General features: G+C 59.4%; 17 protein-coding genes and 1 pseudogene. 9 read left to right on the plus strand and 9 right to left on the minus strand.

What is annotated here, in order from left to right; all coding sequences use genetic code 11:
- Positions 1–71 precede the first annotated feature (71 nt).
- Together EFD56_RS25965 and ampC are read right to left on the minus strand one after the other, a co-directional pair.
- Positions 72–1,025 carry an NAD-dependent epimerase/dehydratase family protein gene (locus EFD56_RS25965; RefSeq protein WP_037116536.1) on the minus strand — a complete coding sequence of 318 codons (954 nt, stop codon included), beginning with the start codon at positions 1,023–1,025 and terminating at the stop codon, positions 72–74.
- 372 nt (positions 1,026–1,397) lie between these two features.
- Positions 1,398–2,558 (minus strand): class C beta-lactamase, encoded by a 1,161-nt coding sequence (ampC, locus tag EFD56_RS25970; RefSeq protein ID WP_281040057.1) that lies wholly within the window; start codon positions 2,556–2,558, stop codon positions 1,398–1,400.
- Positions 2,559–2,681: 123 nt separating this feature from the next.
- Here ampC and EFD56_RS25975 point away from each other — a divergent pair, with 123 nt between their 5' ends.
- Positions 2,682–3,551, plus strand: coding sequence for a LysR family transcriptional regulator (locus EFD56_RS25975; protein WP_126906676.1), 870 nt, complete (start codon positions 2,682–2,684; stop codon positions 3,549–3,551).
- 39 nt (positions 3,552–3,590) lie between these two features.
- On the opposite strand, the gene EFD56_RS25980 is transcribed toward EFD56_RS25975, so the two are convergent.
- The gene (locus EFD56_RS25980) at positions 3,591–4,583 is read right to left on the minus strand and encodes a sugar-binding protein (protein WP_016733826.1); all 993 of its coding nucleotides are present in this window, start codon (positions 4,581–4,583) and stop codon (positions 3,591–3,593) included.
- Positions 4,584–4,626: 43 nt separating this feature from the next.
- Positions 4,627–5,607: an NAD-dependent epimerase/dehydratase family protein gene (locus EFD56_RS25985; protein ID WP_126906677.1), complete on the minus strand. Its 981-nt coding sequence runs from the start codon at positions 5,605–5,607 to the stop codon at positions 4,627–4,629.
- 78 nt (positions 5,608–5,685) lie between these two features.
- Here EFD56_RS25985 and EFD56_RS25990 point away from each other — a divergent pair, with 78 nt between their 5' ends.
- Together EFD56_RS25990 and EFD56_RS25995 are read left to right on the plus strand one after the other, a co-directional pair.
- Complete coding sequence (locus tag EFD56_RS25990) at positions 5,686–6,606, plus strand: ATP-binding cassette domain-containing protein (protein ID WP_126906678.1); 921 nt, start codon at positions 5,686–5,688, stop codon at positions 6,604–6,606.
- A gap of 40 nt (positions 6,607–6,646) precedes the next feature.
- Positions 6,647–7,645, plus strand: a complete 999-nt coding sequence (locus EFD56_RS25995) for an ABC transporter permease (RefSeq protein WP_004676291.1) — start codon at positions 6,647–6,649, stop codon at positions 7,643–7,645.
- Positions 7,646–7,793: 148 nt separating this feature from the next.
- Here EFD56_RS25995 and EFD56_RS26000 read toward each other — a convergent pair whose 3' ends face one another.
- Positions 7,794–8,117, minus strand: a complete 324-nt coding sequence (locus EFD56_RS26000) for a hypothetical protein (protein WP_126906679.1) — start codon at positions 8,115–8,117, stop codon at positions 7,794–7,796.
- A 201-nt stretch (positions 8,118–8,318) separates the two neighbouring features.
- Between EFD56_RS26000 and EFD56_RS33495 the strand changes: the two genes are divergently transcribed.
- Positions 8,319–8,441 (plus strand): hypothetical protein, encoded by a 123-nt coding sequence (locus EFD56_RS33495; protein WP_016733822.1) that lies wholly within the window; start codon positions 8,319–8,321, stop codon positions 8,439–8,441.
- Positions 8,442–8,509: 68 nt separating this feature from the next.
- Here EFD56_RS33495 and EFD56_RS26005 read toward each other — a convergent pair whose 3' ends face one another.
- Positions 8,510–8,836 (minus strand): GYD domain-containing protein, encoded by a 327-nt coding sequence (locus EFD56_RS26005; protein ID WP_064835481.1) that lies wholly within the window; start codon positions 8,834–8,836, stop codon positions 8,510–8,512.
- Positions 8,837–9,105: 269 nt separating this feature from the next.
- Between EFD56_RS26005 and EFD56_RS26010 the strand changes: the two genes are divergently transcribed.
- Positions 9,106–9,594, plus strand: coding sequence for a YegJ family protein (locus EFD56_RS26010; protein ID WP_245440640.1), 489 nt, complete (start codon positions 9,106–9,108; stop codon positions 9,592–9,594).
- Positions 9,595–9,888: 294 nt separating this feature from the next.
- On the opposite strand, the gene EFD56_RS26015 is transcribed toward EFD56_RS26010, so the two are convergent.
- The gene (locus tag EFD56_RS26015; protein WP_425376311.1) at positions 9,889–11,298 is read right to left on the minus strand and encodes a peptidoglycan L,D-endopeptidase MepK; all 1,410 of its coding nucleotides are present in this window, start codon (positions 11,296–11,298) and stop codon (positions 9,889–9,891) included.
- A gap of 303 nt (positions 11,299–11,601) precedes the next feature.
- On the opposite strand from EFD56_RS26015, the gene EFD56_RS26020 reads away from it, so the two are divergent.
- Positions 11,602–12,504, plus strand: a complete 903-nt coding sequence (locus tag EFD56_RS26020; protein WP_126906691.1) for a GNAT family N-acetyltransferase — start codon at positions 11,602–11,604, stop codon at positions 12,502–12,504.
- Between the two features lie 44 nt (positions 12,505–12,548).
- Here EFD56_RS26020 and EFD56_RS26025 read toward each other — a convergent pair whose 3' ends face one another.
- Together EFD56_RS26025 and EFD56_RS26030 are read right to left on the minus strand one after the other, a co-directional pair.
- A complete protein-coding gene (locus EFD56_RS26025) occupies positions 12,549–14,531 on the minus strand; it encodes an acyltransferase family protein (protein ID WP_126906681.1) in 1,983 nt (660 codons plus the stop codon).
- Positions 14,532–15,163: 632 nt separating this feature from the next.
- Positions 15,164–15,844: an SOS response-associated peptidase gene (locus EFD56_RS26030; RefSeq protein WP_126906682.1), complete on the minus strand. Its 681-nt coding sequence runs from the start codon at positions 15,842–15,844 to the stop codon at positions 15,164–15,166.
- A gap of 145 nt (positions 15,845–15,989) precedes the next feature.
- Between EFD56_RS26030 and EFD56_RS33240 the strand changes: the two are divergent.
- The 3 genes and pseudogenes from EFD56_RS33240 to EFD56_RS26045 form a co-directional block, all read left to right on the plus strand.
- Positions 15,990–16,076: pseudogene (locus EFD56_RS33240) on the plus strand (histidine kinase); the annotation flags it as partial.
- A 394-nt stretch (positions 16,077–16,470) separates the two neighbouring features.
- Positions 16,471–17,565 (plus strand): glycosyltransferase family 4 protein, encoded by a 1,095-nt coding sequence (locus tag EFD56_RS26040; RefSeq protein ID WP_126906683.1) that lies wholly within the window; start codon positions 16,471–16,473, stop codon positions 17,563–17,565.
- 7 nt (positions 17,566–17,572) lie between these two features.
- Positions 17,573–19,786: an amylo-alpha-1,6-glucosidase gene (locus EFD56_RS26045; RefSeq protein ID WP_126906684.1), complete on the plus strand. Its 2,214-nt coding sequence runs from the start codon at positions 17,573–17,575 to the stop codon at positions 19,784–19,786.
- Positions 19,787–20,480: the final 694 nt, after the last annotated feature.

The following is a 20,480-nucleotide window of genomic DNA, read 5'->3' on the forward strand; positions in this document are numbered from 1 at the left end:
CGCGCCACGAGCACAGGCTGGCACAAGGCCCTGCCCGGAATGCGGGAAGGGCCTTAAAACCGCGGCGGTTATCAGGCCGCCCCCACCTTTATCTTTTCTCTGAACCAGTCGAGCGTCATCGCCACGCCCTGTTCGTAGCTGACCTTGCACGACCACTCGGGCATGACGGCGTAGGCGCGCGTCAGGTCCGGCCGCCTGTTGGTCGGATCCTGCGGCGGCGACGGCTCAAAGACGATCGGCACGCCGCCGACCAGCTTGGAAACATATTTTGCGACTTCGAGAACGGTGATCTCGCGGTCGTTGCCGATATTTAGGGGGCCCTTGTAGTCGGTCTCGTTGATCCAGAAATAGCGGGCGAAACCATCGACGATGTCGTCGACATAACCCCAGCTGCGCGACTGCTTGCCGTCGCCGAATACGGTGATCGGGCGGCCCGAAAGCGCCTGAGTGACGAAATTGGAGACGGCGCGGCCGTCGTCGGGCCGGGTGCGCGGACCGTAAATATTGAAGGGGCGGATAACCTTGACGTTCAGCCCCTTGGTGCGCTGCATCTCGAACAGCAGCGCTTCGGTGCATCTCTTGCTCTCGTCGTAGGACGAGCGCGGGCCGGTACAGTCGACCTGCCCCTTGTAGGATTCCGGCTGCGGCGACACCAGAGGATCGCCGTAGATTTCCGAGGAGGAGGTGTAACCGAAGCGCCCGCCCTTCTTCAACAGATCGAGAAGCCGGAAGGCGCCGAGCAGGTTCGCCGAAATCGTCCGCTTCGGTTCCTTCATGTACCAGGGCGGCGATGCGGGGGAGGCGAGATGGTAGATCTCGTCGAATTTTTCCGAGGTCTGCAAGGTCTCGACGTCCGATCTCACGAAGTGAAAGCGCGGATCTCTGATGTGCGAAATATTCTCGAAAAGTCCTGTCCAGAGATTGTCAACAACGACGAGCTTCTGAACGTCGTTCCTAAGCAAAAGCCGATCGCATAGATGCGAACCGATGAACCCTGCTCCGCCAGATATCAATACACTTTTCACTGGATTGTGCCTCTTGACTTGAAGAAAGGTGATTATCCATTAGCATCACCTGTAAGAACTGGCAATTACCTCGAAGAATGCGAGAAAATACTCGCTCATTAATCTTAATTATTAATGCGTGTTACCCCAGGTAGTATTGTCCCTGTTGAAGGGCGGGGCAGCGAACAGGGCAATGCAGCTGCTGCCGTCCCGCTCGATTTGTGTATTTCGCAAGATTGTGGCCCTGTTGCGTCGCAGCATATTCCTCTTCTCTATCACACGGGCGAAGGCGCACATCGGGCTAAAGTCCGACTCTCGAGTAGGGCGCGTCGGTTCGGATGGTGGCAGGACGCGGCAGGCAGCCTGCTCCCGCCTCCGTGGCGCTGTTTTCGATCAATCGATCGCAAGCGCCGTCAATACACGATAGGCCGCGGCAACCCGATCCTCATTGGGGTAGTTTTTGTTGGCCAGGATGACGAGGCCGACGCGCTTGCTGGGAATGAAGGCGACATAGGCGCCGAAGCCATTGGTCGAGCCGGTTTTGTTGATCCAGACATCGCCGCGAGGCGCCATCGGGGGTTGCAGAGCGGCGACCGAGGTGGTCTTCAGCATTGCCGGCGAATTGCCCTCAAGCAGGCTCTGCAGGGGGACAGGATAGGCATATTGCTCCCAGATCAGATCCTGGACCATCGCCCCGACGCTGTAATAACCGGTGTGGGTCTTGTCGATCGCCTGCTGCAGTTTTCCGTCGAGCTTCGCCATGCCCATATTGGCGCAGACGAAGCGGATCATGTCGCCGGCGGTGGACCTTACCCCATAGGCCTCGGCAGACAGCAGGGCCGGCGTCAGCCTTGCCGGCTCGCCGCTGCGCTTATAACCCTGGGCGTAATCGCCCTGCCTCGCCTTCGGCACGCTGAGATAGGTGCTGCTCAAGCCGAGCGCGGAAAACAGCCTGCCTTCCATCAGATCCGCGAAATCGCCGCGCATGGCTTTCGCCGTGATGAAGCCGAGCATGCCGATGCTCGGATTGGCATAGCTGCGCCGGGTTCCGGCCGCGTAGGAGGGGCGCCAGGCCGCGAGATATGCCATCAGCTGGCCTTCGCTTTTGAGATCGTCGGGCACCTGCAGCGGAAAACCGCCGGCCGTATGGGTGCCGAGGTCGATCAGCGCGACATCACCGAACGGTCTTCCCTTCATCGCAGGAAGATGTTTGGCCACCGGGTCGGACAAAGAGAGCTCTCCCGTCGCCTCGGCGTAGGAGGCGAGCGTCGCGGTGAAGGTCTTGCTGATCGAGCCAAGTTCGAAGAGCGTGGTCGGCGCCACCGGTCTGCCCGTCTCCTTTGATTCGACGCCGTAGGTGAAGATATGATCGCGGCCGCCGACGGTGATGCCGACGGCCACCCCGGGAATGGCGTATTTTTCCATGATCGGCTTGATCGCCGCATCCGCGATCGCTCGCACCTCCGCCTCATCGGCGGCAAAGCCGCTTGCTGCAGCGCATGCCGAGATCAAAGCTGCCGACAAAAATTTTATGCCAAGGTTTCTCACAATCATCCTCCACATCGCCAGGGCGGTCGCCACAAGCGCAAAATGCGCCCTGGAAGGCGATTAGCGGCCCTGTTTTCCAGGGGCAAACGATGATATCTCGCAGCAGCTGCAAGAAATTCTCGGGCTTCGATGGTTCGCCAATTCCTCCCCTTGAACGGCCTCAGAGCCTTCGAAGCCTCGGCACGGCATCTGAGCTTTACCCGCGCCGCAATCGAGCTCTGCGTCACTCAGGCGGCCGTCAGTCAGCAGGTCAAGGGGCTGGAAAAGCGGCTCGGCGTCGCGCTGTTCCAGCGTCTGCCGCGCGGCCTGAAAATCACCGCGGAAGGCGAGGCGCTGCTGCCGACAGTGACCGCCTCCTTCGACCAAATGGCGACGACGCTCGACCGGATCGAGGCCGGACAGGTCCGTGAATTGCTGTTCCTCGGCGTCGTCGGCACCTTCGCGGTCGGCTGGCTCCTGCCGAGGCTTGCCGATTTCCAGCGCCAGCATCCCTTCATCGACATACGGGTTTCCACCAACAATAACCGCGTCGATCCCGCCGCCGAGGGGCTCGACTTTGCCATTCGCTTCGGCAGCGGTTCATGGCACGGCACCGAGGCGCAGCACCTGTTCGAGGCGCCGCTCTCGGCCCTCTGCATCCCCGAACTGGCCGACGATCTGCGGACGCCGGCAGATCTTGCCGGGGCAACGCTGCTGCGCAGCTACCGCGCGGATGAATGGAGCACCTGGTTTGCCGCCGCCGGGGTGCCGCCGGCGGCACAGGTCAATGCCGGCATCGTCTTCGATTCCTCCGTCGCCATGATGGAGGCCGCCCTGCAGGGGCTCGGCGTCGCGCTGGCGCCGCCCTCGATGTTCTCCAGGCACCTCTCGTCAGGTGCGATCGTTCAGCCCTTTACCCCCACCATATCGCTCGGAAGCTACTGGCTGACACGTCTGCAGTCACGGCCGGTCACCCCGGCCATGCGCGCCTTTTCCGATTGGCTCTTTGCGCAAGCGTGATGTCCAGAGCGCCCGCTCGCGCGGACGCTCCCAGCCGCATCACTTCTGAATGCAGGTATCCACTGTATCCTTGGTGCACTCATCAAGCCCGGTGAAGACAGGATCGTCGACCTTCTTGCCGGCGATCAGGTCCATCATCACGGTCGGCGCCTTGTAGCCCATTTCGAACGGCCGCTGGCCGACCAGCGCGGTCACCAGACCCTCCTTGGCGATCGCCACTTCGTCGCCGATCGTGTCGGCGGCGCCGATGACGAAGTCGTTCTTGGCGATCTTGTCTGCCATCGGCTTGAACAGGTCGCGATAGGGCTGCGGGGCGCCGAACAGCGGCCAGCCGCCCATGATGCCGAAGGCGTCGAGATCGGGATTGGCGGCGAGGATGTCGGTCATCGCCTGCACGCCCTTGGCGCCGTCGTCATTGGTAAAGACCGGGCAGCCGGCCACCTCGGTCCAGCCGCCTTCGCCCTTCAGGGCATCGAGCCCTTTCTTGCCGCTCAGCGTATCGCGCATGCCCTGGGCACGGCGCAGAATATTGTCGGCGCCGGGATTGCCTTCGATGGTGCAGATCTTGCCGCCCTTCGGCTTGGCCTTCTTGATATATTCGCCGATCTTGGCGCCCATCAGATAGTTGTCGGTGCCGAGATAGGTCTTGCGCAAAGCGGAATCCTCGGCCGCCAGATCGGCGTCGAGCGTCATGACGGGAACGCTCGGATTGGCGGTCTTCAACGTCTGGGCGATCAGCTTGGCGTTCGACGGCGAGATGGCGATCGCCGCCGTATCCGCCTTGCCAAGCATATCCTGGACGATCTGCGCCTCGCCGGCTTCATCGGAGGTCGATGCCGGGCCGGTGTAGAAGCATTCATATTCGGCGGATGCGTTTTCCTTGTTCCACTTCTGGCAACCCTGGTTGATCGCCTCGAAGAACGGGTTGTCGAGGCCCTTGACGACGATGACGAGCTGCTTCTTGGCGGCCATGGCCTCGCCGGCCGTGAACGCCAGGACTGCGGCAGCTGTCAGCAATAATGCCTTCCTCATAGCTTCCTCCCTTTGAAAGCGGGCACGATTGCCCGCCGCGTAATCAACCGGGATACCAGACGATACGAGGCTCCTCCCCTGAACGCCGGTATTCCCAGGCTGAATCGATGAGCTTTTCCAGATCGTAGACGGGGCGCCAGTCCAGCAGGTATTTCGCCTTGCTGTTGTCCATCCAGTTGGAGTGGAACTGGCTTGCAATGTCGACCGAGCCGAGCCCGCGCGTGCGGGCGAGATAGGCGGCGACTTCCCCATAATCGACGGGACGATCCATCGCGATATTGAAGAGCTCTCCCTTGGCGCGCGGATTGTCGATCGCCGCCAATATCGCCGAAACCAGATCGTCGACATGCACGAAGTTGCGCTTCAGCGGCCGCCCGTCGGCATCGTGCAGCAGCGGCACCGTACCCGCGCGGGCGTATCGTTCGGCCTCGGCCGGGGAGACGAACGTCTTCCAGTCCGGCCCGCCGAACAGATCGTCGCCGAAGGAGAGGGTGAATTTGAAATCATCCTTCTCCATGATCCAGGGCGCGCGCAGGCAGCAGGTATTGATGCCGTACTGGATGGCAAACTGCTCCAGCATCACCTCTTCCAGCACCTTGGAAAGCGCGTAGCAGCCGGGATAGGCGCGATGCGGCGTGGCCTCGGTCACCGGCCCGTCGTGGCGATAGAAGAAATGGCCGAGGCCTGCGTCGCCGCCGATTAGGATGAATTGCTCGGCCGTCGGGCTGGTGCGGAAGGCTTCGAGCAGCCAGAACAGCCCTTTGACCGTCACATCCATGACGGTGTCGGGCGTCTCTTTGCAGGTGGCGAGATGCAGCACATGGGTGACGCCCTCCATCGCCGAGGCCACGACAGCGCTGTCGGCGATCGAACCCTTGACCACATCGATGCGGTCGGTCTCTTCAAGCGCGCGATTATGGCAAAGCGCGCGAATGCGTGCATTGGAAAATCTCGGCTCGTCAAGCAGCCCAGTTATGAAGCGCCGCCCGACCTTGCCCGTAGCCCCGGTGACAAGGATCAGCATACCTCTCTCCCAGTAACAGCTAATATCCGCGCGTTTCCGGCGTCAATCCGTATTTATCGTACAAAATAGATTTTTGTGATGTGGGGCCGTTTTAGCGGACATTTGATTGACGATTCCTGGTGCTTTTGCATTAATGAAGATAATCGCTTTTCCGGGAGGAGATCGGCCGAGCGAGATCGCAGGCGTCCAACCGGCAGCCGGGTATCGGCAGCCGGCGGCGAAGGCAGGCCTGCAGGTTCGTGGGAGGGTGGTCGGCTGGCAGCGGTTCTCGAACTCACCAATATCTCGAAACATTTCGGCGCCATCCAGGCGGTCAACGACGTGTCGTTCACGCTCGAAGCCGGCCAGGTCGTCGGCCTGATGGGCGATAACGGCGCGGGAAAGAGCACGCTGGTCAAGATGATCGCCGGCAATTTCCGCCCGAGCGAAGGCACGATGCGCCTCGAGGGCAAGGAGATCGTCATGCATCGCCCGGTCGAGGCGCGCCAGCACGGCATCGAGATCGTCCATCAGGATCTGGCGCTCTGCAATAATCTGACGGCGGCCGCCAATGTCTTCCTCGGGCGCGAACTGCGCCGCGGCATCGGCCCGTTCCGCATCCTCGATTACAAGACGATGTACCGGCGGGCCGGCGAGATCTTCAAGGAGCTGAAATCGGAAACCCGCCCGCGTGATCTCGTCAAGCAAATGTCGGGCGGCCAGCGGCAGGCGGTGGCGATCGGGCGCACCATGCTGTCGGAGGCGAAGATCGTGCTGATGGACGAGCCGACCGCGGCCATTTCGGTCCGCCAGGTGGCCGAAGTCCTCAACCTGATCCGCGAGCTGCGCGACCGCGGCATCGCGGTCGTCCTGATCAGCCACCGTATGCCCGACGTTTTCACCGTCGCCGATCGGGTGATCGTCATGCGCCGCGGCCGGAAAGTCGCCGACAAAGCGATCGCGGCAAGTTCGCCGGAGGAAGTGACGGGTCTTATCACGGGCGCCATCGAACAGGTCTGATCGGCGCAGCTTGGTTCACGGGCAGAAAAGAAGGTCAATAATGGCAGTCACCCTCGACCAGACGATTGCACAGAGAGAGCGAAGCCGGCTGTCGGAGTTCGTCGGCAGCCAGACCTTCTGGGTGCTGATCGCCGTCATTCTCGCGTGCCTCTTCCTCTCCGTCGCCACAGATTCCTTCGCGACGGCGAAGAACCTCTACAATATCACCCGCAACGTCACCTTCGTCGCCATCATCGCGCTCGGCATGACGCTCGTCATCATCACCGGCGGCATCGATCTGTCGGTCGGCTCGGTGCTCTGCCTCTGCAGCATGGTGCTCGCGGTCACCATGCATGCCGGTTACGGCATCGAGATCGGCATAGCGGCGGCGATCGGCACGGCGCTCGTGGTCGGCGCCTTCAACGGCGTGATGATCGCCTATCTCGATTTTCCGCCTTTCGTGGTCACGCTCGGCATGCTGTCTGTGGCGCGCAGCCTCGCGATGGTCGCCTCCAACAACACCGTCGTCTTCCAGTTCGGCCCCGATCACGACAAGCTGCTGGCACTCGGCGGCGGCGCCTGGTTTCTCGGCATCGCCAACCCCGTCCTCTACATGGTCATCCTGGCGCTCTTGACCGGCTTCGTGCTGCGTTGGACGCGCTTCGGCCGCTATATCTTCGCGATCGGCGGCAATGAGCATGCCGCCACGCTCACCGGCGTTCCCGTGCGCAGCATCAAGGTCGCCGTCTATATGATCTCGGCGCTCTCGGCCGGCATTGCCGGCATCGTCCAGACCGGCTGGCTCGGCGCCGTCACCACCAATATCGGCGCCGGCATGGAGCTGCAGGTCATTGCCGCCGCTGTCATCGGCGGCGCCAACTTGGCCGGCGGCGTCGGCACCGCCTTCGGCGCCCTGGTCGGCGCGGCGCTGATCGAGGTGATCCGCAACAGCCTCGGCCTGCTTGGCATCAACGCCTTCTGGCAGGGGACGTTTATCGGCGGGGCGATCGTGCTGGCGGTGCTGTTCGACCGGATTCGCAATCTCAGGCAGAGCGAGTAGGGGCGACGACGCCATTGCTGACATCCGGACCGACATTGCTCTCTGCTGGGCATGTCACGGAGATATCGGCGCAAGCTGGCCTACCATGGCCGGGTGGCCTGCAGCATTTCCAGTCGCAACGTTCGGCGATCAAACCCCGACCGTGCCCTCAGGGGCGCGGATCCTCATAGCCCTCCAACTCGGGGCATCCCCTGATGTTGGCGAAGCCGATCACTCGCCGGTCGCCCGATTGATCCAGACCTCTGAGCACGATGACATTCTCATCCTGCTGTATGATCTCGCTGCGATAGATGCCGGCCCGAAGCGCCAGATTTCTTGCCTGGCTTATATTGCATTGCCCGGGCCCTGGCGTGACGTGCCAGTATCTCGTGCCCTGGCCATCCGTCTGCCATCCGCCAGAGGCGGCGAATGCCGGCGCGCCGAACAGCAGTATGGCAGAGGACAATATCAAGCCGCCTGGAACCAGTTTCATGTAACCTCCGTCTGTCGACGTTTCAGGGCTCGTCGCCACTCCGCTTGCCCCGGTTGCAATAGATGACCGAGTTTCCCTTGGCGTCGTCACAGTAGATGGATCGCGCTAACACGATGCTAACGCGGGTCAGCGGCAACGAGATGGTGTCGCCCCGTATGCTGCCATGCTTACTCCGGGAGTGTTGCGCCTGATGAATGGCCAATGGATTGCGCCGTTTCCACCAATATCGTCAGCCGCCAACTCGCCGACGATATCGGTACCGTCTTCGGCACACTGGTCGGAGCGGCGCTGATCGAAGTGATCCGCGACAGCCTCGGCGAGTAGGCGACGACGCCTTTAGTCGTCAGCTCGCATAGCAGCAGCGAAACCGGCTTTCGGAAAGGGCGGTCGGCCTACGCCGCCGGTGGACGATAGCGGATCGTCTTCGCCTTTTCCAAGGCCTGGATCGTATCCTCGACGTCGAGAAGGACAGTGGTCTCGATAGAGCGGAGAGCCCCTCCAGCGCCGATCGCAAGCGTGACAGCCGCCATCGAGACGTTGTCGGGCGCTTCCCACAAATTCCAGCCGTCATGCTCGCCGAAGGCGTACCAGAACCCATGGAGCTTTCCGCCCACGGATTCGATGTAGCTGCGGGCTGCATCCCGGCGATCCTCGGGGTTTTCGATCATGCGCCCCCAGGTCTCGGGCGTGTAGCTGAAACGCGTGAGATACATGGCCATGGTTTGCCTCCTCCGCCAGAGTACAGTAAACGCTCAAGCCGAAGGGAACGCCAGTCATTCGATGTGGGTACGAGGCTTTCCCGCGCTTCGACCGCAGAGAGGCAAAGATGTTCCAGCATCGGAACGCTAGCAGCGGCGGCGCCGGTGCATCAAGCCGATATTGAAGATCAACCGGAGATAGCTATGTTGCGTCGTATAGTCACAACGATTTAAGGCCCCATCGAATGTTGCGCAGTGTCATTTCACTCCTCTCAATGCTTGTGCTCTCCATGTCGGTCATTCCCGCCGAACGCGCGCGCGCCCAAGACAATCCCAATGTCCAGAAGATCGCGCCCGGCGATCCGGCCATGGCCAAGGCCCATGAGAAATCGATAAGGGAGCTGGACGGCTTCTTCGAGAAACTGCAAAACCCACCGGCGGGAACCGATAATTACAGCCTCAAGCTCGGTTTCAAGGACAAGGATAAGGGCGTGGCGCTGACCACCGACCAGATGGCGCCGGAGGTAGAATTCATGTGGGTCTACCAGATCGAGGCGTCGGGTGATCATTTCACCGCACTTCTTGGCGATAGGCCGGAATACATCCACAACATCAAGCAAGGGGATCGCGTCGAGTTCGCGAAGTCGGATATCTTCGACTGGCTCTATGTCGAGAATGGGAAAATCAAGGGCAACTATACCGCCTGCCCGCTGCTCTTGGCCGGACCGAAAGAACAGTTGGATCAATATCGCGAAATCTACGGCATCGTCTGCGACTGACCGCAAGCCGGCTGGACGCGGCAAAAGAAAGCCCCGCCGAAACGGGGCAATGAGGGGAAAGGACGGGATCGCCAGGAAGGAAGAGCGGACGTACCCAAAATGGGGCCACCTGTGCGATCCCGCGGTTATAACGGGGAGCTATCCCCTGGGTTCCCGTACCCTTTCGAACCAAGCGAGACGCCTCAAAACTGGCCGCCCGCCGCCATCCCTCGAAGCCTTCTGCCTGCGGCTGGCGTGAGAAAGACATCCGAACGTTGTTGCCACGGGCGCAGCGCATCAGCCTGACGACTGAGGTCAACCCTCCGGAGGCGATGTAAACCGGCTGGCATCGAACGGGCCTCCGGCGGCGATCGTGGTCACCTGTTTCGCTGACGTCGCGACTGCCTCTCGATGGACCGTGCGGGGCGAGACACGCGGCGCGCTCAATCCTGTCGCTTCGCCTGGAGAATGCAGCGCCCATTTCATCAGCGCCGCCTCGGACGTCGAACTCAGGAAATTGGCTTCCTCCCAGGAAGCGGTCATCGGCAGCGAGGCGATGATACGAGCGGCCGGCCTGGCGGCCTCCGGGGCAGCAAGGCGGGGATGGAAGCGGGCGTGAACAGGCAATGCCGAGGTCTGGTTTTCCGCAAGTGCGGCAATCGAGCCGATCGAGGCCGTCTTGAGTTCTGTATCGGGGCTCGTCTCATGCGCAAGGGAAGGCGGGCGCATCGCCGGTATTGGAATCGGCAAGGGTGAAACATCCGATGCGGCGCCATTGTCATCCCGCTCGCCCGCGCCGGTCTGCAGCGCGAGCGCGTTCAACGCCCGGCTTTTCGGCGTCGGCAGAAGCGCCGTCACGAGCTTGCCGTCGGTGGTGTCTCCGCCCCGCATGGTCGGGCCTGCCGCGTCATCGTCTTCTCCGGCGGTGCTGGCGATCTCGATCGCGGTGGGGCCGACGCGCTTTCGGTAGTCCGCAACCGCCTGATTATATCCCGGCAGCGGCCGGCCATCGGCCGGAAGATGCATCGTCTGTCCGTTCGGGAAGATCCGGGCAAGTTCCTGCCGCGACATGCGCGGCCAGGCCCTGACATTGCCGACATCGAGATGGACGAAGGGCGATCCTGAGGTCGGATAATATCCGACACCGCCAACCTGCATCTGCATGGCAATCGCCCGCAGCGTCGAAAGCTTCACACCGGGAACGTAGAAATCCATCGCCTTGCCCAGCATGTGCTGGCTCTTCTTGGCGACCCCGGTGATGCGCGAGCGGTTGCGCAGCATGTTGTTGGTGGCAGGCGAGCGATAGGCCGAAACGACATGGATGTAATCCTTGCCGCCGCTGCGCTTGTACACCTCCCAGACCAGGTCGAGCAGCCGCGGATCCATCCGGGTCGGCTCGTTCCTCCGCCAGTCGCGCAGGAACCGATTGATCTGTGCGAGCCCTTTGGGATCGAATTTTCCATCCCGCTTATAGGTAATCGTCGCCTTCTCGCCCGTGTGGGTAAAGAACAGCTTCAGGGCGCGGTCTTCGGCTGAGGCGAAGGATGCGGTGCCGACGAGCGCGGGAAACGCAAGCAGAGCCGGCAGAATGGTCTGTGTTGCAACGCGTTTTACACGCGACAGAAGCGCGGCAATTCCGCCCGACAATCCTTGTCTTGAATTCGTCAACACCACCAACCGTCCTACCCCAAACACGCGATGACGGGCGGGAAACGCCGCATCCATCAGGCTCAATAAAGCCAGCTTATGGTCAACAAATTACTAACGAATGGGTGTGGAAGTTCGGTCAACGTCAATGTTGGATTTTGGAGATCGGCCGCCCAGCAAGGAAATTGACGCAGCCGATAGGACGAAACTGACGACTCCTGTGTTATCGTCACAGTCTCAGCGTTGGAAGATCGTGCCGGTGGCTGAAGCATCGAGCCTGCGTTCTCCCTGCGCGGCCTAAGCGCCAGACGCGAAGAGGCTTACGTGGAGGCGACCATCCGTCCCCTCGCGGCCAATCGCGAAAGATTATGGGGTTATCCGATGCCGCCTGTCTACAGGCCTGCCCGGCCGGAAGATTTGGCCGCCAGCGATGCGCTGGTGGTCGCCAGCATCAACGAGCTGACTGTCCGCCATGGCTTCGGACCGATGGCGATGCCAAGCTCTCCAAACTTTCAGCTGTTTTCGCTCAAGGATGATCCGGACGGCCTGTGGCTCGCCGAAGAAGCCGGCGAAATTGTCGGCTTTGCCTGGAGCTGGGTTTGCGGCGATGTCTGGTTCCTCGCCCAGCTGTTCGTCAATCCCGCCCGACAAGGGCAGGGTATCGGCAATGCGCTGTTGGAACGAACCCTCGCGCACGCCCGAAAATCGGGCGCAACGCATAAGGCTCTGATCACCTTCACCTTCAATCGCGTCTCGCAGGGGCTTTATATCAGGCATGGCCTCTTTCCGAAGATGCCGGTCTACTTCTTTACTGCCGAGCGCGAGCGGCTGAGACGGACATTGCCGCAAGTGCCGTTGCGCGCCGTCGCGATCGATAACAGTGCTGCCACCATGGCGAACCTTGGCGCGATCGATTGCCGTGCCATCGGCGTCTCGCGCGAGAAACATCACCGCTATTTGTTCGATGATCCGGCGATCAAGGGGCTCTTGCTCCATGCCGGTAATGATCTGGTCGGCTACTGCTATGTCGGCGTCAACGGACATATTGGTCCGCTCGCCGTGAAGCGAGCCGACGTTCTTCACGATGCCTTTGCGGCGGCCTTGGCGCTGGCGGCAGATGGCTCTGCCGAGAAGATTTCGGCGTTCCTGCCGGGCACATGCGACAGCGCCTTGAGCCTTGCCGTCGATCAAGGCATGCGGATCAGCTTTCCGATGCTGTTGATGGCATCGCCCGGCTATGGCGACTGGACGCAGTATCTGCCGCGAAATCCGGGTTTCATGTGATCAAAAGGGCTCTTGTCTCACCGTCGTTCCGGGCGTCAGGCCGCCTACTCTGATGGAGACGCGGAAGACGCGGGGCCGGCGTGCGGCTGAGAACTTGCAGTTCGTTCGGCTTGCCGATCGTGCGGCTGTACCAGGAAATCGAGAAGGCCGGTGCCCCTGAGGTCGGCGGCTCTCTTTTCCAGAATGTCGCCAAGCAAGGTCGTCAGAAATTCCGCTGTCAGATGGCCCCAGTCCGTCATGAACGGAACACCCCCGCTGCTGGTGAGGCACTTCTGCTTGTCGTAATCGCAGTGAAGCTTGATGATATCGATGTAATTGAATGCAAGATCCGACGGGTAAAAGGGCAGCTTCGTTATCGTCTGGTTGGCCGGCGGATAGGTTGCCAACCGCAGGCACGTGGAGGCATCGGATTTGGTCTGAAACATCAGCCCCAGGCACGAGTGCAATCGATCCAGCTGGAAATAATTTCCGAAAACGAAAATTTTCGCGTTGTCCGAATGGCTTTTCATCCAGGAAATAAGCTCAAACCGGAACGGGTTCACGGTGTACTCAAAAGGCTGATTACTCGCGAGGAAAATCGCTTTCGTTCGGCTGAGCAATGACTTGTCGTTGATGTATTTTTCAAAGGGAATGCAGTACTTGTCGTAGATGCTGGCGCGAGACGGGGCCTGAACCTTGTCGTTCTTGATTTCCACCATGCAGTTCAAGTAGCTGATCGCCACGACCTGGTATCGGTCGGCGTCGATGTAATTTTTGAGCGCGACTGACCAGTTTCTGGCGAACGAATCTCCGATGATGAAGATGATCGGCTTTTCTGGCTGAATGTTGTCGTTCAAGCTCAGAAAAGTGCTCTCGAGTCGTGCTTCATTCGCCTGCGCGGCAGGGGAATAGACCTGATCCAGCCGGTGCGGAAAACCGGCCATGGTGATTACCGACACGACAGCAGTCGTGATGGTTGCAACTGATGAGCCCAGGGAGATCCAGAAGGCGCGGTTTCTCCTGGTGTAGCGGAAGGGCCTTTCGATGACGACGAAGCCGACGACCGCGACCAGGGCGGTCGCTGCAACGGCAAGAAACTTGTCGCCGTTGGTAAAATCCACGCTTGTCAGCCGCGCGAAGGCGAAGACCGGATAATGCCACAGGTAAAGGGAGTAGGAGACGATCCCGGTGAGCGCTGCGGGCCGAGACGCCAACAGGCGCCCGACCGTGTTCTTCTGACTGGCGAACGCCAGCACCAGGCAGGTCCCGATGACGGGGATGACAGTGAGCCGGCCAGGATGAACCGTGTCCTTCCCGAAAAAGATCAGGGAACCAAGCACGAGCGCAAGCCCGGCCGCCGCAAGCAACGGCTGGGGGCGCGCGCGTCCGCGCTTCACCTCGTAATAGGCAAGTAGTGTTCCGGCCAGAAGTTCCCAGGCCCGGGTGAGCGGCGAGTAAAAGGCCTGTTGCTGATCATACCGCACCGTGAGGACACAGAACGCAAAGCTTAAGGCTGCCATGAGCAACGCGCACGCCAAAAACCTTGATTTCAAATATCGGCGCGTGATCAGCAATAAGAGCGGAAAGGCGATATAAAATTGCTCTTCGACGCTCAACGACCAGGTGTGCAGAAAGGGCTTGAGAAGGGTATCCGGCTCCCCGTACTGGGCCGCGGTGAAATAGAAATAGATGTTCGATCCAAACAGGAGCGACGAACCGATGGAATTGGCGAAATCCAGCAGTTCCGATGGCAATAAGAGGTAATAGGCGAAGGGCATTGTCGCGAAGATGACCGCGAACAAGGCCGGCAGAATTCTCCGCGCACGCCGCGTATAGAATCTAAGGAAATCGATACGCCCCGTTGCTTCGATTTCCGTCAGCAGAATCTGGGAAATCAGGAAGCCGCTGATCACGAAGAACACATCGACGCCGATGTACCCGCCCCGCAGCAAGGTGTGGCCGGCAACCGTGAACTCGGCGTGATAAAGAATAACCGCGATCACCGATATGGCCCTTAAGCCATCGATCTCTGGTCGATAAACCTTCAATGCCAGCGCCTGCCTTCGATATCGAGAGCGTAAGGTTGTCGCGCCCAAGAGTGGCGCTTTTGGGCTGCCTAACACAGAGAGGTTGGCGGAGAAACAGCATCGCCTGATAAAAAATTCGCGGGTGGGGCCAATTTCAGTGTTTATTTCTGGTGCCGATGTAAATCGGCGTTGCGCGGTGTCCAGCAAAATCCAGGCGGTTCTGACCTGAGCTACCTCCGCGAGAGTGGCCCCCGGGAGCGCCTGTCGCTGCTATCTCAGACCTCGACTAAGCTTAGCGCGGCCTGTTCCAAGTCGAACAAAAATAGCCCCGCTGAAGGCGGGGCAAATTGGAAAAGGTCGGGATCGCAAAGCAAGGAAAGGGATGCGGACCGGCCCTGGGTACAGGGCCTCTTTGCGATCCCACTGCACTAACCAAAGCCGACTGGCCTGGTTCCCGTACGGTATTGGACCGAAGGTCCCGCAGTATCGGAGCCCAATCAACGAAACGCCCCGCCAGGACGGGGCATTTCGTATTACCCAATGCCGCCTTAGTCAGAGATGTTAACGGAGGAGTGCGGCAGGTTGAAAGGATGACATAGTTTGAAAGATCGTCAATTTACCTAAAATTGTTAATCAGAATGCCGAGTTAATCTTTAATTTATATCAACTCTACTTAGGATTTCGGGGCCGGCCCTCCTGGCATTACCTACGCGGCGCGCGACCGGCCACATCGTCATCGCTTTGGCGTCGAATGGCTTCATCAGGTCATGTGGATCTGGATCTGCAGATAGCCAACGCTCATAATCCTCGGGACGAAGCACGACCGGCATGCGATTGTGGATCGTCGCAATCGTGTCGTTTGGTGCACAGGTTGCGACGGCAAATGTGCGGATGTCGATGCCGACCGGATGGCGCCAAACTTCCCAAATGCCCGCCAGGGCGAAAGTCGATCGATCCTTCAAGGCGACAGCGTACGGTTGATTGCTCTCGCTCCATTCGATGAAGCCACTGATCGGAACCAGGCAGCGGCGCGACCGGTAAGCATCCCGGAACATGTGATGAGTGGCCATCGTGTCGCCGCGCACGATTGCCGGTGCCTGGCGGCGTGGGTCCATCCCCGTCGGCATGAAGCCCCAGCGGGCGATAGCAAAGGCAGGCCTCGACCTCTCTCCCTGCCGCGCATTGTCCTGGATGATGATGTGGTAAACTTCGGCCGGAGCGCCATTGTAACGAGGGAGCCGATCACCGAGGTCATCCACCTTACCCTGCTCAGCAAAGCTGAAGCTTTCTGCCAGCTCTTGAAAAGACTGACTAACATAGATGCGGCGGCACATGCGTTAATCCGTATGCATTATCACGTACTCCAAAATGGGCCATCGCTGAAAGACGTCAATACAAAAGTAGATCTACTGGATTCTTGATCGGCGGCGCAAAGTTGTTAGGCAACCTTGCGGTTGTACTGGACCGGTCCGGATCTAATTCGAAGTGAAGCACGACTTTCCAGCTATTGGGCAGCGTACCTTCCTCGTCGACGCTCGACGCATCCTGCATCCCGACGACAACAGCCCCAAGTTTACATAGAGATTGCCGGTCGAGATATTCCTTGCAATCACGACGACAATCGAACGAGGCAACAACTTGCGGGAATTGCTATTCATGGCTGACTTCACCCTCTTCTTCGAGGACAGCGGGCATTACACGCCATCGTTCCTACAATGATCTAGATGTAATCGAACCTTGTCCGCGTTGCGCCGTTATCCGGTCATGAAGTGTACAATGTCCTGTAACGAAACTCTGGAAGCATGAGGCTACACAGTAACGACGTCGATGTCTTCACGCCGCAACATCGAATTGCTCTGTCAATCTCTTCAAAGCTTGCCGCCCCGCTCGGTTTCAGCAGCTTGCCTGCTGGCGTGTCGGTCTGCGGTCATGGTTCGTTGCTCTTTTGAGGAGAATTGCCATGAAGATCGCTCAAATTGCGCCGCTTGCAGAAAGCGTTCCGCCTAGGCTTTATGGCGGAACTGAACGTATTGTTTCCTTTCTCTGTGAAGAACTCGTCGCGAAGGGCCACGACGTGACCCTCTTTGCCAGCGGCGATTCCGTCACCGGCGCGAAGCTGATACCATGTTCGGATGCCGCACTGAGGCTCAATCCGGCGGTCAAGGATCACCTGCCGTATCACATCCTCATGCTTGAGCAGGTTCGCCGCCGGGCCAGTGAGTTCGATGTCCTGCATTTTCACATTGATATGCTGCACTTCCCGTTGATTCACGATTTCGCCGATCGAGCGGTTACTACCCTGCACGGGCGCCTGGATCTGCCCGACCTGCGTTCTTTCTACCAAGTTTTCGCAGAGGTTCCGCTGGTGTCAGTCTCGAACGATCAGCGCCGACCGATGCCACCAGTTAATTGGTCCGGAACGGTCTATCATGGTTTGCCGCCAAACCTGTTGCCGTTCACCGAAATGCCGAATGGCAATTACCTCGCCTTTCTCGGCCGCATCGCGCCCGAGAAACGCCCCGACCGCGCAATCGAGATCGCCAACCGAACCGGAATGCCCTTGAAGATTGCGGCAAAAATCGACGCGGCTGACAAAACCTACTGGGAGACGGTGATCGAACCGATGGTCAAAGGTCATCAGAATGTCGAATTCATCGGCGAGATCAACGACGACCAGAAGGCAGATTTTCTCGGCAACGCCCGTGCGCTGCTCTTTCCGATAGACTGGCCGGAACCCTTCGGGTTGGTCATGATCGAGGCGATGGCCTGCGGCACCCCCGTCATCGCCTTCCGACGAGGTTCGGCGCCCGAGTTAGTTGACAACGATGTCTCCGGCATTCTTGTGGATAATGTCGCCGAAGCCGTTGAGAATATCGAATGGGCGCTGAAGCTTGATCGCAGCGGAGTGCGGAGAGCTTTCGAGAAACGCTTCACCGCTGAACGAATGGCTACGGATTACCTGGACATATATCGGCAGTTGCCTGGTGTTCAGCCAAAGATCCCTCGACTGCGCCATTCCAAGAGCTATGCCGTTGGTACGGAGCTCATCAATTGATCAGAGGATGGGAAAAATGCCGATCGATTCCTCCGACAGTCTCCCAGCGCCGGCGGCCTCAGGTACGCCGATCGCTCAGTTTATGATACCGGCAACCGCTTCCCTCCAGGAGCGACAGCCACTGATCCTGAAACACGGCGATACATTCGGCGTTTTCGATCACAATGGTGACATCTTTTCTGGACCGGACAGTCCGGAGGGGATTTTCCATCGCGACACGCGCTATCTCTCTCACCTCACCTTGGCGATAAATGGCCAGAGGCCGATGCTGCTGTCCTCGACATTGCGCGACGACAATGCCACGCTCACATGCGACCTGACCAATCCCGATCTTTTCGACACAGCCGGAAAACTCATTATCGGCCACGATCAGGTGCATCTTCGACGCACCCGTTTCCTGTGGAACTCGCGTTGTCACGAACGGCTGACGGTGCGCAACTACCACGAAGCTCCGCAGTACGTTCGCATCGAGATTGCATTTGCAGCAGACTTCGCCGACCTCTTCGAGGTACGTGGAACTGCGAGGGCCAAGCGGGGCCAACATCTGAAGCCGATCGTCAAGGGCGAGGCAATCCTTCTTTCCTATGAAGGTCTCGACCATCGTCGGCGGTCGACGAGAGTCTCTTTCGATCCTCCCCCAGACGGATCCGACGATGGGCTCGTCCGATACGACCTGCGGCTTGCGCCGCACGAAACCCGCTCATTGTTCATCGAAATCGCATGCGATCCGGGAGAAGACGAAAAATCGCGCCACTGGTCCTTCTTCTTCGCCTTGCGTGACGCCCGGCGTGCCCTTCGAACCTTGTCCTCGAAAACGGCTTCGATCCTTACTTCCAACGAGATCTTCAACGAGGCAGCACGACGATGCGCGGCGGATCTGCATATGTTGGTGACCGACATGCCGGAGGGACCCTATCCCTACGCAGGCATTCCGTGGTTCAGCACCGTCTTCGGGCGGGACGCACTCATAACGGCCATGCAGACACTTTGGCTCGAACCGGAGATCGCCGGTGGCGTTCTAGGTTATCTGGCGGCAAACCAGGCGAAGGAATTAGATCCGGCCCGCGACGCGGAGCCTGGGAAAATTCTGCACGAGGTCCGTTGCGGAGAAATGGCCGAGTTGGGCGAGGTTCCGTTTCGTCGCTACTACGGCAGTATCGATTCCACACCGCTGTTCGTCATGCTGGCCGGCGACTATGTCAAACGGACCGGCGACCTTGAGACCATCAAACGTATTCTGCCTCAGATCGAGGCGGCATTATCATGGATCGAGGATTACGGCGACCGTGACGGCGATGGCTTCGTCGAGTATGGCCGACTGACTGAGGAAGGCTTGATCAATCAGGCCTGGAAAGACAGTCATGATTCCGTTTTCCATGCCGACGGACGTCTGGCCAAGGGGCCGATCGCAATTGCCGAAGTCCAAGCCTATGTTTACGGTGCCTGGAAGGCTGCGGCAGAAATATTCCAGCGCTGCGGGAAATCAGGCCGCGCATCGGCTCTGCTTGCGAGGGCAGACCAACTACGCCTCGCCTTCGACGAACACTTTTTCGACGAGGAGCTTGGTACCTATGTCCTGGCACTCGACGGCGATAAGCGACCTTGCAGAGTTCGATCGTCAAATGCGGGCCATGCGCTATTTACCGGTATCGCCTATCAGGAGCGAGCCGAACAGGTTGCGCGCACCTTGATGAGCGCGTCATCGTTCTGTGGTTGGGGCATTCGAACCGTCGCCTCAACCGAGGCGCGCTATAACCCGATGAGTTATCACAACGGCTCGATTTGGCCGCACGACAACGCCTTGATCGCCAAGGGTCTCGCGGTCTATGGCTATCGAACCGCAGCGGCGAGAATATTCGATGGCCTCTTTGCGGCGTCTACTTATATCGATCTGCGGCGGCTTCCCGAACTTTTCTGCGGGTTGTCGCGTCAGCGAGCGCAGGGCCCGACTTTTTATCCAGTGGCCTGCTCCCCTCAAGCCTGGGCGGCGGCAGCACCGCTCTTCCTCTTACAATCATGCCTTGGCCTCGATTTCGATCCGAAGACGTTACAGATCAGCTTTCATGAGCCGCAGCTTCCCGCGTTTCTTGACGAAGTCGTGTTGCGGCGCCTGCGGATCGGCGCCGGCTCCGCGGATATCGCATTGCGCCGCTCCGGCCGCCAGGTCGTGGTCGATGTCTTTGATCGCAAAGGCGATATCCGGATCGTCACGACTGTATAACATCATGACTGCGCCCATCTTTACTGAAAAACGGCGATAATGCTGCTCTCAACAGCATGTCCGTGAACTTCTGCACTGTCACCCAGCACATCGGATTAGCCGATGCCGATCTCCTAGTCGAATACCGATGCTTTTCGTTTCAGATGAAGGACGTTCGTCCGTATTTGGCGCGTCATGCCCACAACGCGGAAGCGGCTCCGCGGAAAAAATCTATTTGTTACTACTCCCTCGCGTGACTGCTCCCACGGTAGCGCCCTGAAAACGGGTGAAAGGCGACAGCGTGATGACGACGGCGCCACGGTTCAGAACACGAACATGCCGCGACCGCGGGGTGCGAGCCGGCGCATCGCCGGCTCAGCAAATTCAAAGCCTTCGACTTGGAATTGTCGGAGAGCGCACAGAGCCTGCGATCTACTGTATCGATTTCTTCCCTTGTGCGTTTATTGAGAAAGTTGGAAGCTGTTTGCGCGAAGGAATGATGAAGCAAGCCGTGAGCATCGGGGAGGCGAGGCTGTGGCAGGAATCATCAAAGATAGAACAACCAATAGGTTGATACGCGGCCTTCCTGTAAGCCCACGGTGAAGGCCGTCTTGCGATAGAGGGCTTCTGACTGCCAGTCCTAGTGGTAACACTAGGAGTAGTCATATGACGAAGCATCCAATTGAGGTGATCACGTCTGTAGAGCGCCGTCGGC

This window comes from Rhizobium phaseoli (assembly GCF_003985125.1).
Classification (GTDB): domain Bacteria; phylum Pseudomonadota; class Alphaproteobacteria; order Rhizobiales; family Rhizobiaceae; genus Rhizobium; species Rhizobium phaseoli.

Coding starts and splice junctions, on each gene's coding strand:
- EFD56_RS26040 (WP_126906683.1), top strand. CDS start 16,471: ATGAAGATCGCTCAAATTGCGCCGCTTGCAGAAAGCGTTCCGCCTAGG.
- EFD56_RS26015 (WP_425376311.1), bottom strand. CDS start 11,298: ATGGATGCGGCGTTTCCCGCCCGTCATCGCGTGTTTGGGGTAGGACGG.
- EFD56_RS26005 (WP_064835481.1), bottom strand. CDS start 8,836: ATGGCCATGTATCTCACGCGTTTCAGCTACACGCCCGAGACCTGGGGG.
- EFD56_RS33495 (WP_016733822.1), top strand. CDS start 8,319: ATGGATTGCGCCGTTTCCACCAATATCGTCAGCCGCCAACTCGCCGAC.
- EFD56_RS25975 (WP_126906676.1), top strand. CDS start 2,682: ATGGTTCGCCAATTCCTCCCCTTGAACGGCCTCAGAGCCTTCGAAGCC.
- EFD56_RS25995 (WP_004676291.1), top strand. CDS start 6,647: ATGGCAGTCACCCTCGACCAGACGATTGCACAGAGAGAGCGAAGCCGG.
- EFD56_RS26030 (WP_126906682.1), bottom strand. CDS start 15,844: ATGTGCCGCCGCATCTATGTTAGTCAGTCTTTTCAAGAGCTGGCAGAA.
- EFD56_RS26045 (WP_126906684.1), top strand. CDS start 17,573: ATGGGAAAAATGCCGATCGATTCCTCCGACAGTCTCCCAGCGCCGGCG.
- EFD56_RS25985 (WP_126906677.1), bottom strand. CDS start 5,607: ATGCTGATCCTTGTCACCGGGGCTACGGGCAAGGTCGGGCGGCGCTTC.
- EFD56_RS26020 (WP_126906691.1), top strand. CDS start 11,602: ATGCCGCCTGTCTACAGGCCTGCCCGGCCGGAAGATTTGGCCGCCAGC.
- ampC (WP_281040057.1), bottom strand. CDS start 2,558: ATGATTGTGAGAAACCTTGGCATAAAATTTTTGTCGGCAGCTTTGATC.
- EFD56_RS25980 (WP_016733826.1), bottom strand. CDS start 4,583: ATGAGGAAGGCATTATTGCTGACAGCTGCCGCAGTCCTGGCGTTCACG.
- EFD56_RS26010 (WP_245440640.1), top strand. CDS start 9,106: ATGTCGGTCATTCCCGCCGAACGCGCGCGCGCCCAAGACAATCCCAAT.
- EFD56_RS26000 (WP_126906679.1), bottom strand. CDS start 8,117: ATGAAACTGGTTCCAGGCGGCTTGATATTGTCCTCTGCCATACTGCTG.
- EFD56_RS25990 (WP_126906678.1), top strand. CDS start 5,686: ATGTGGGGCCGTTTTAGCGGACATTTGATTGACGATTCCTGGTGCTTT.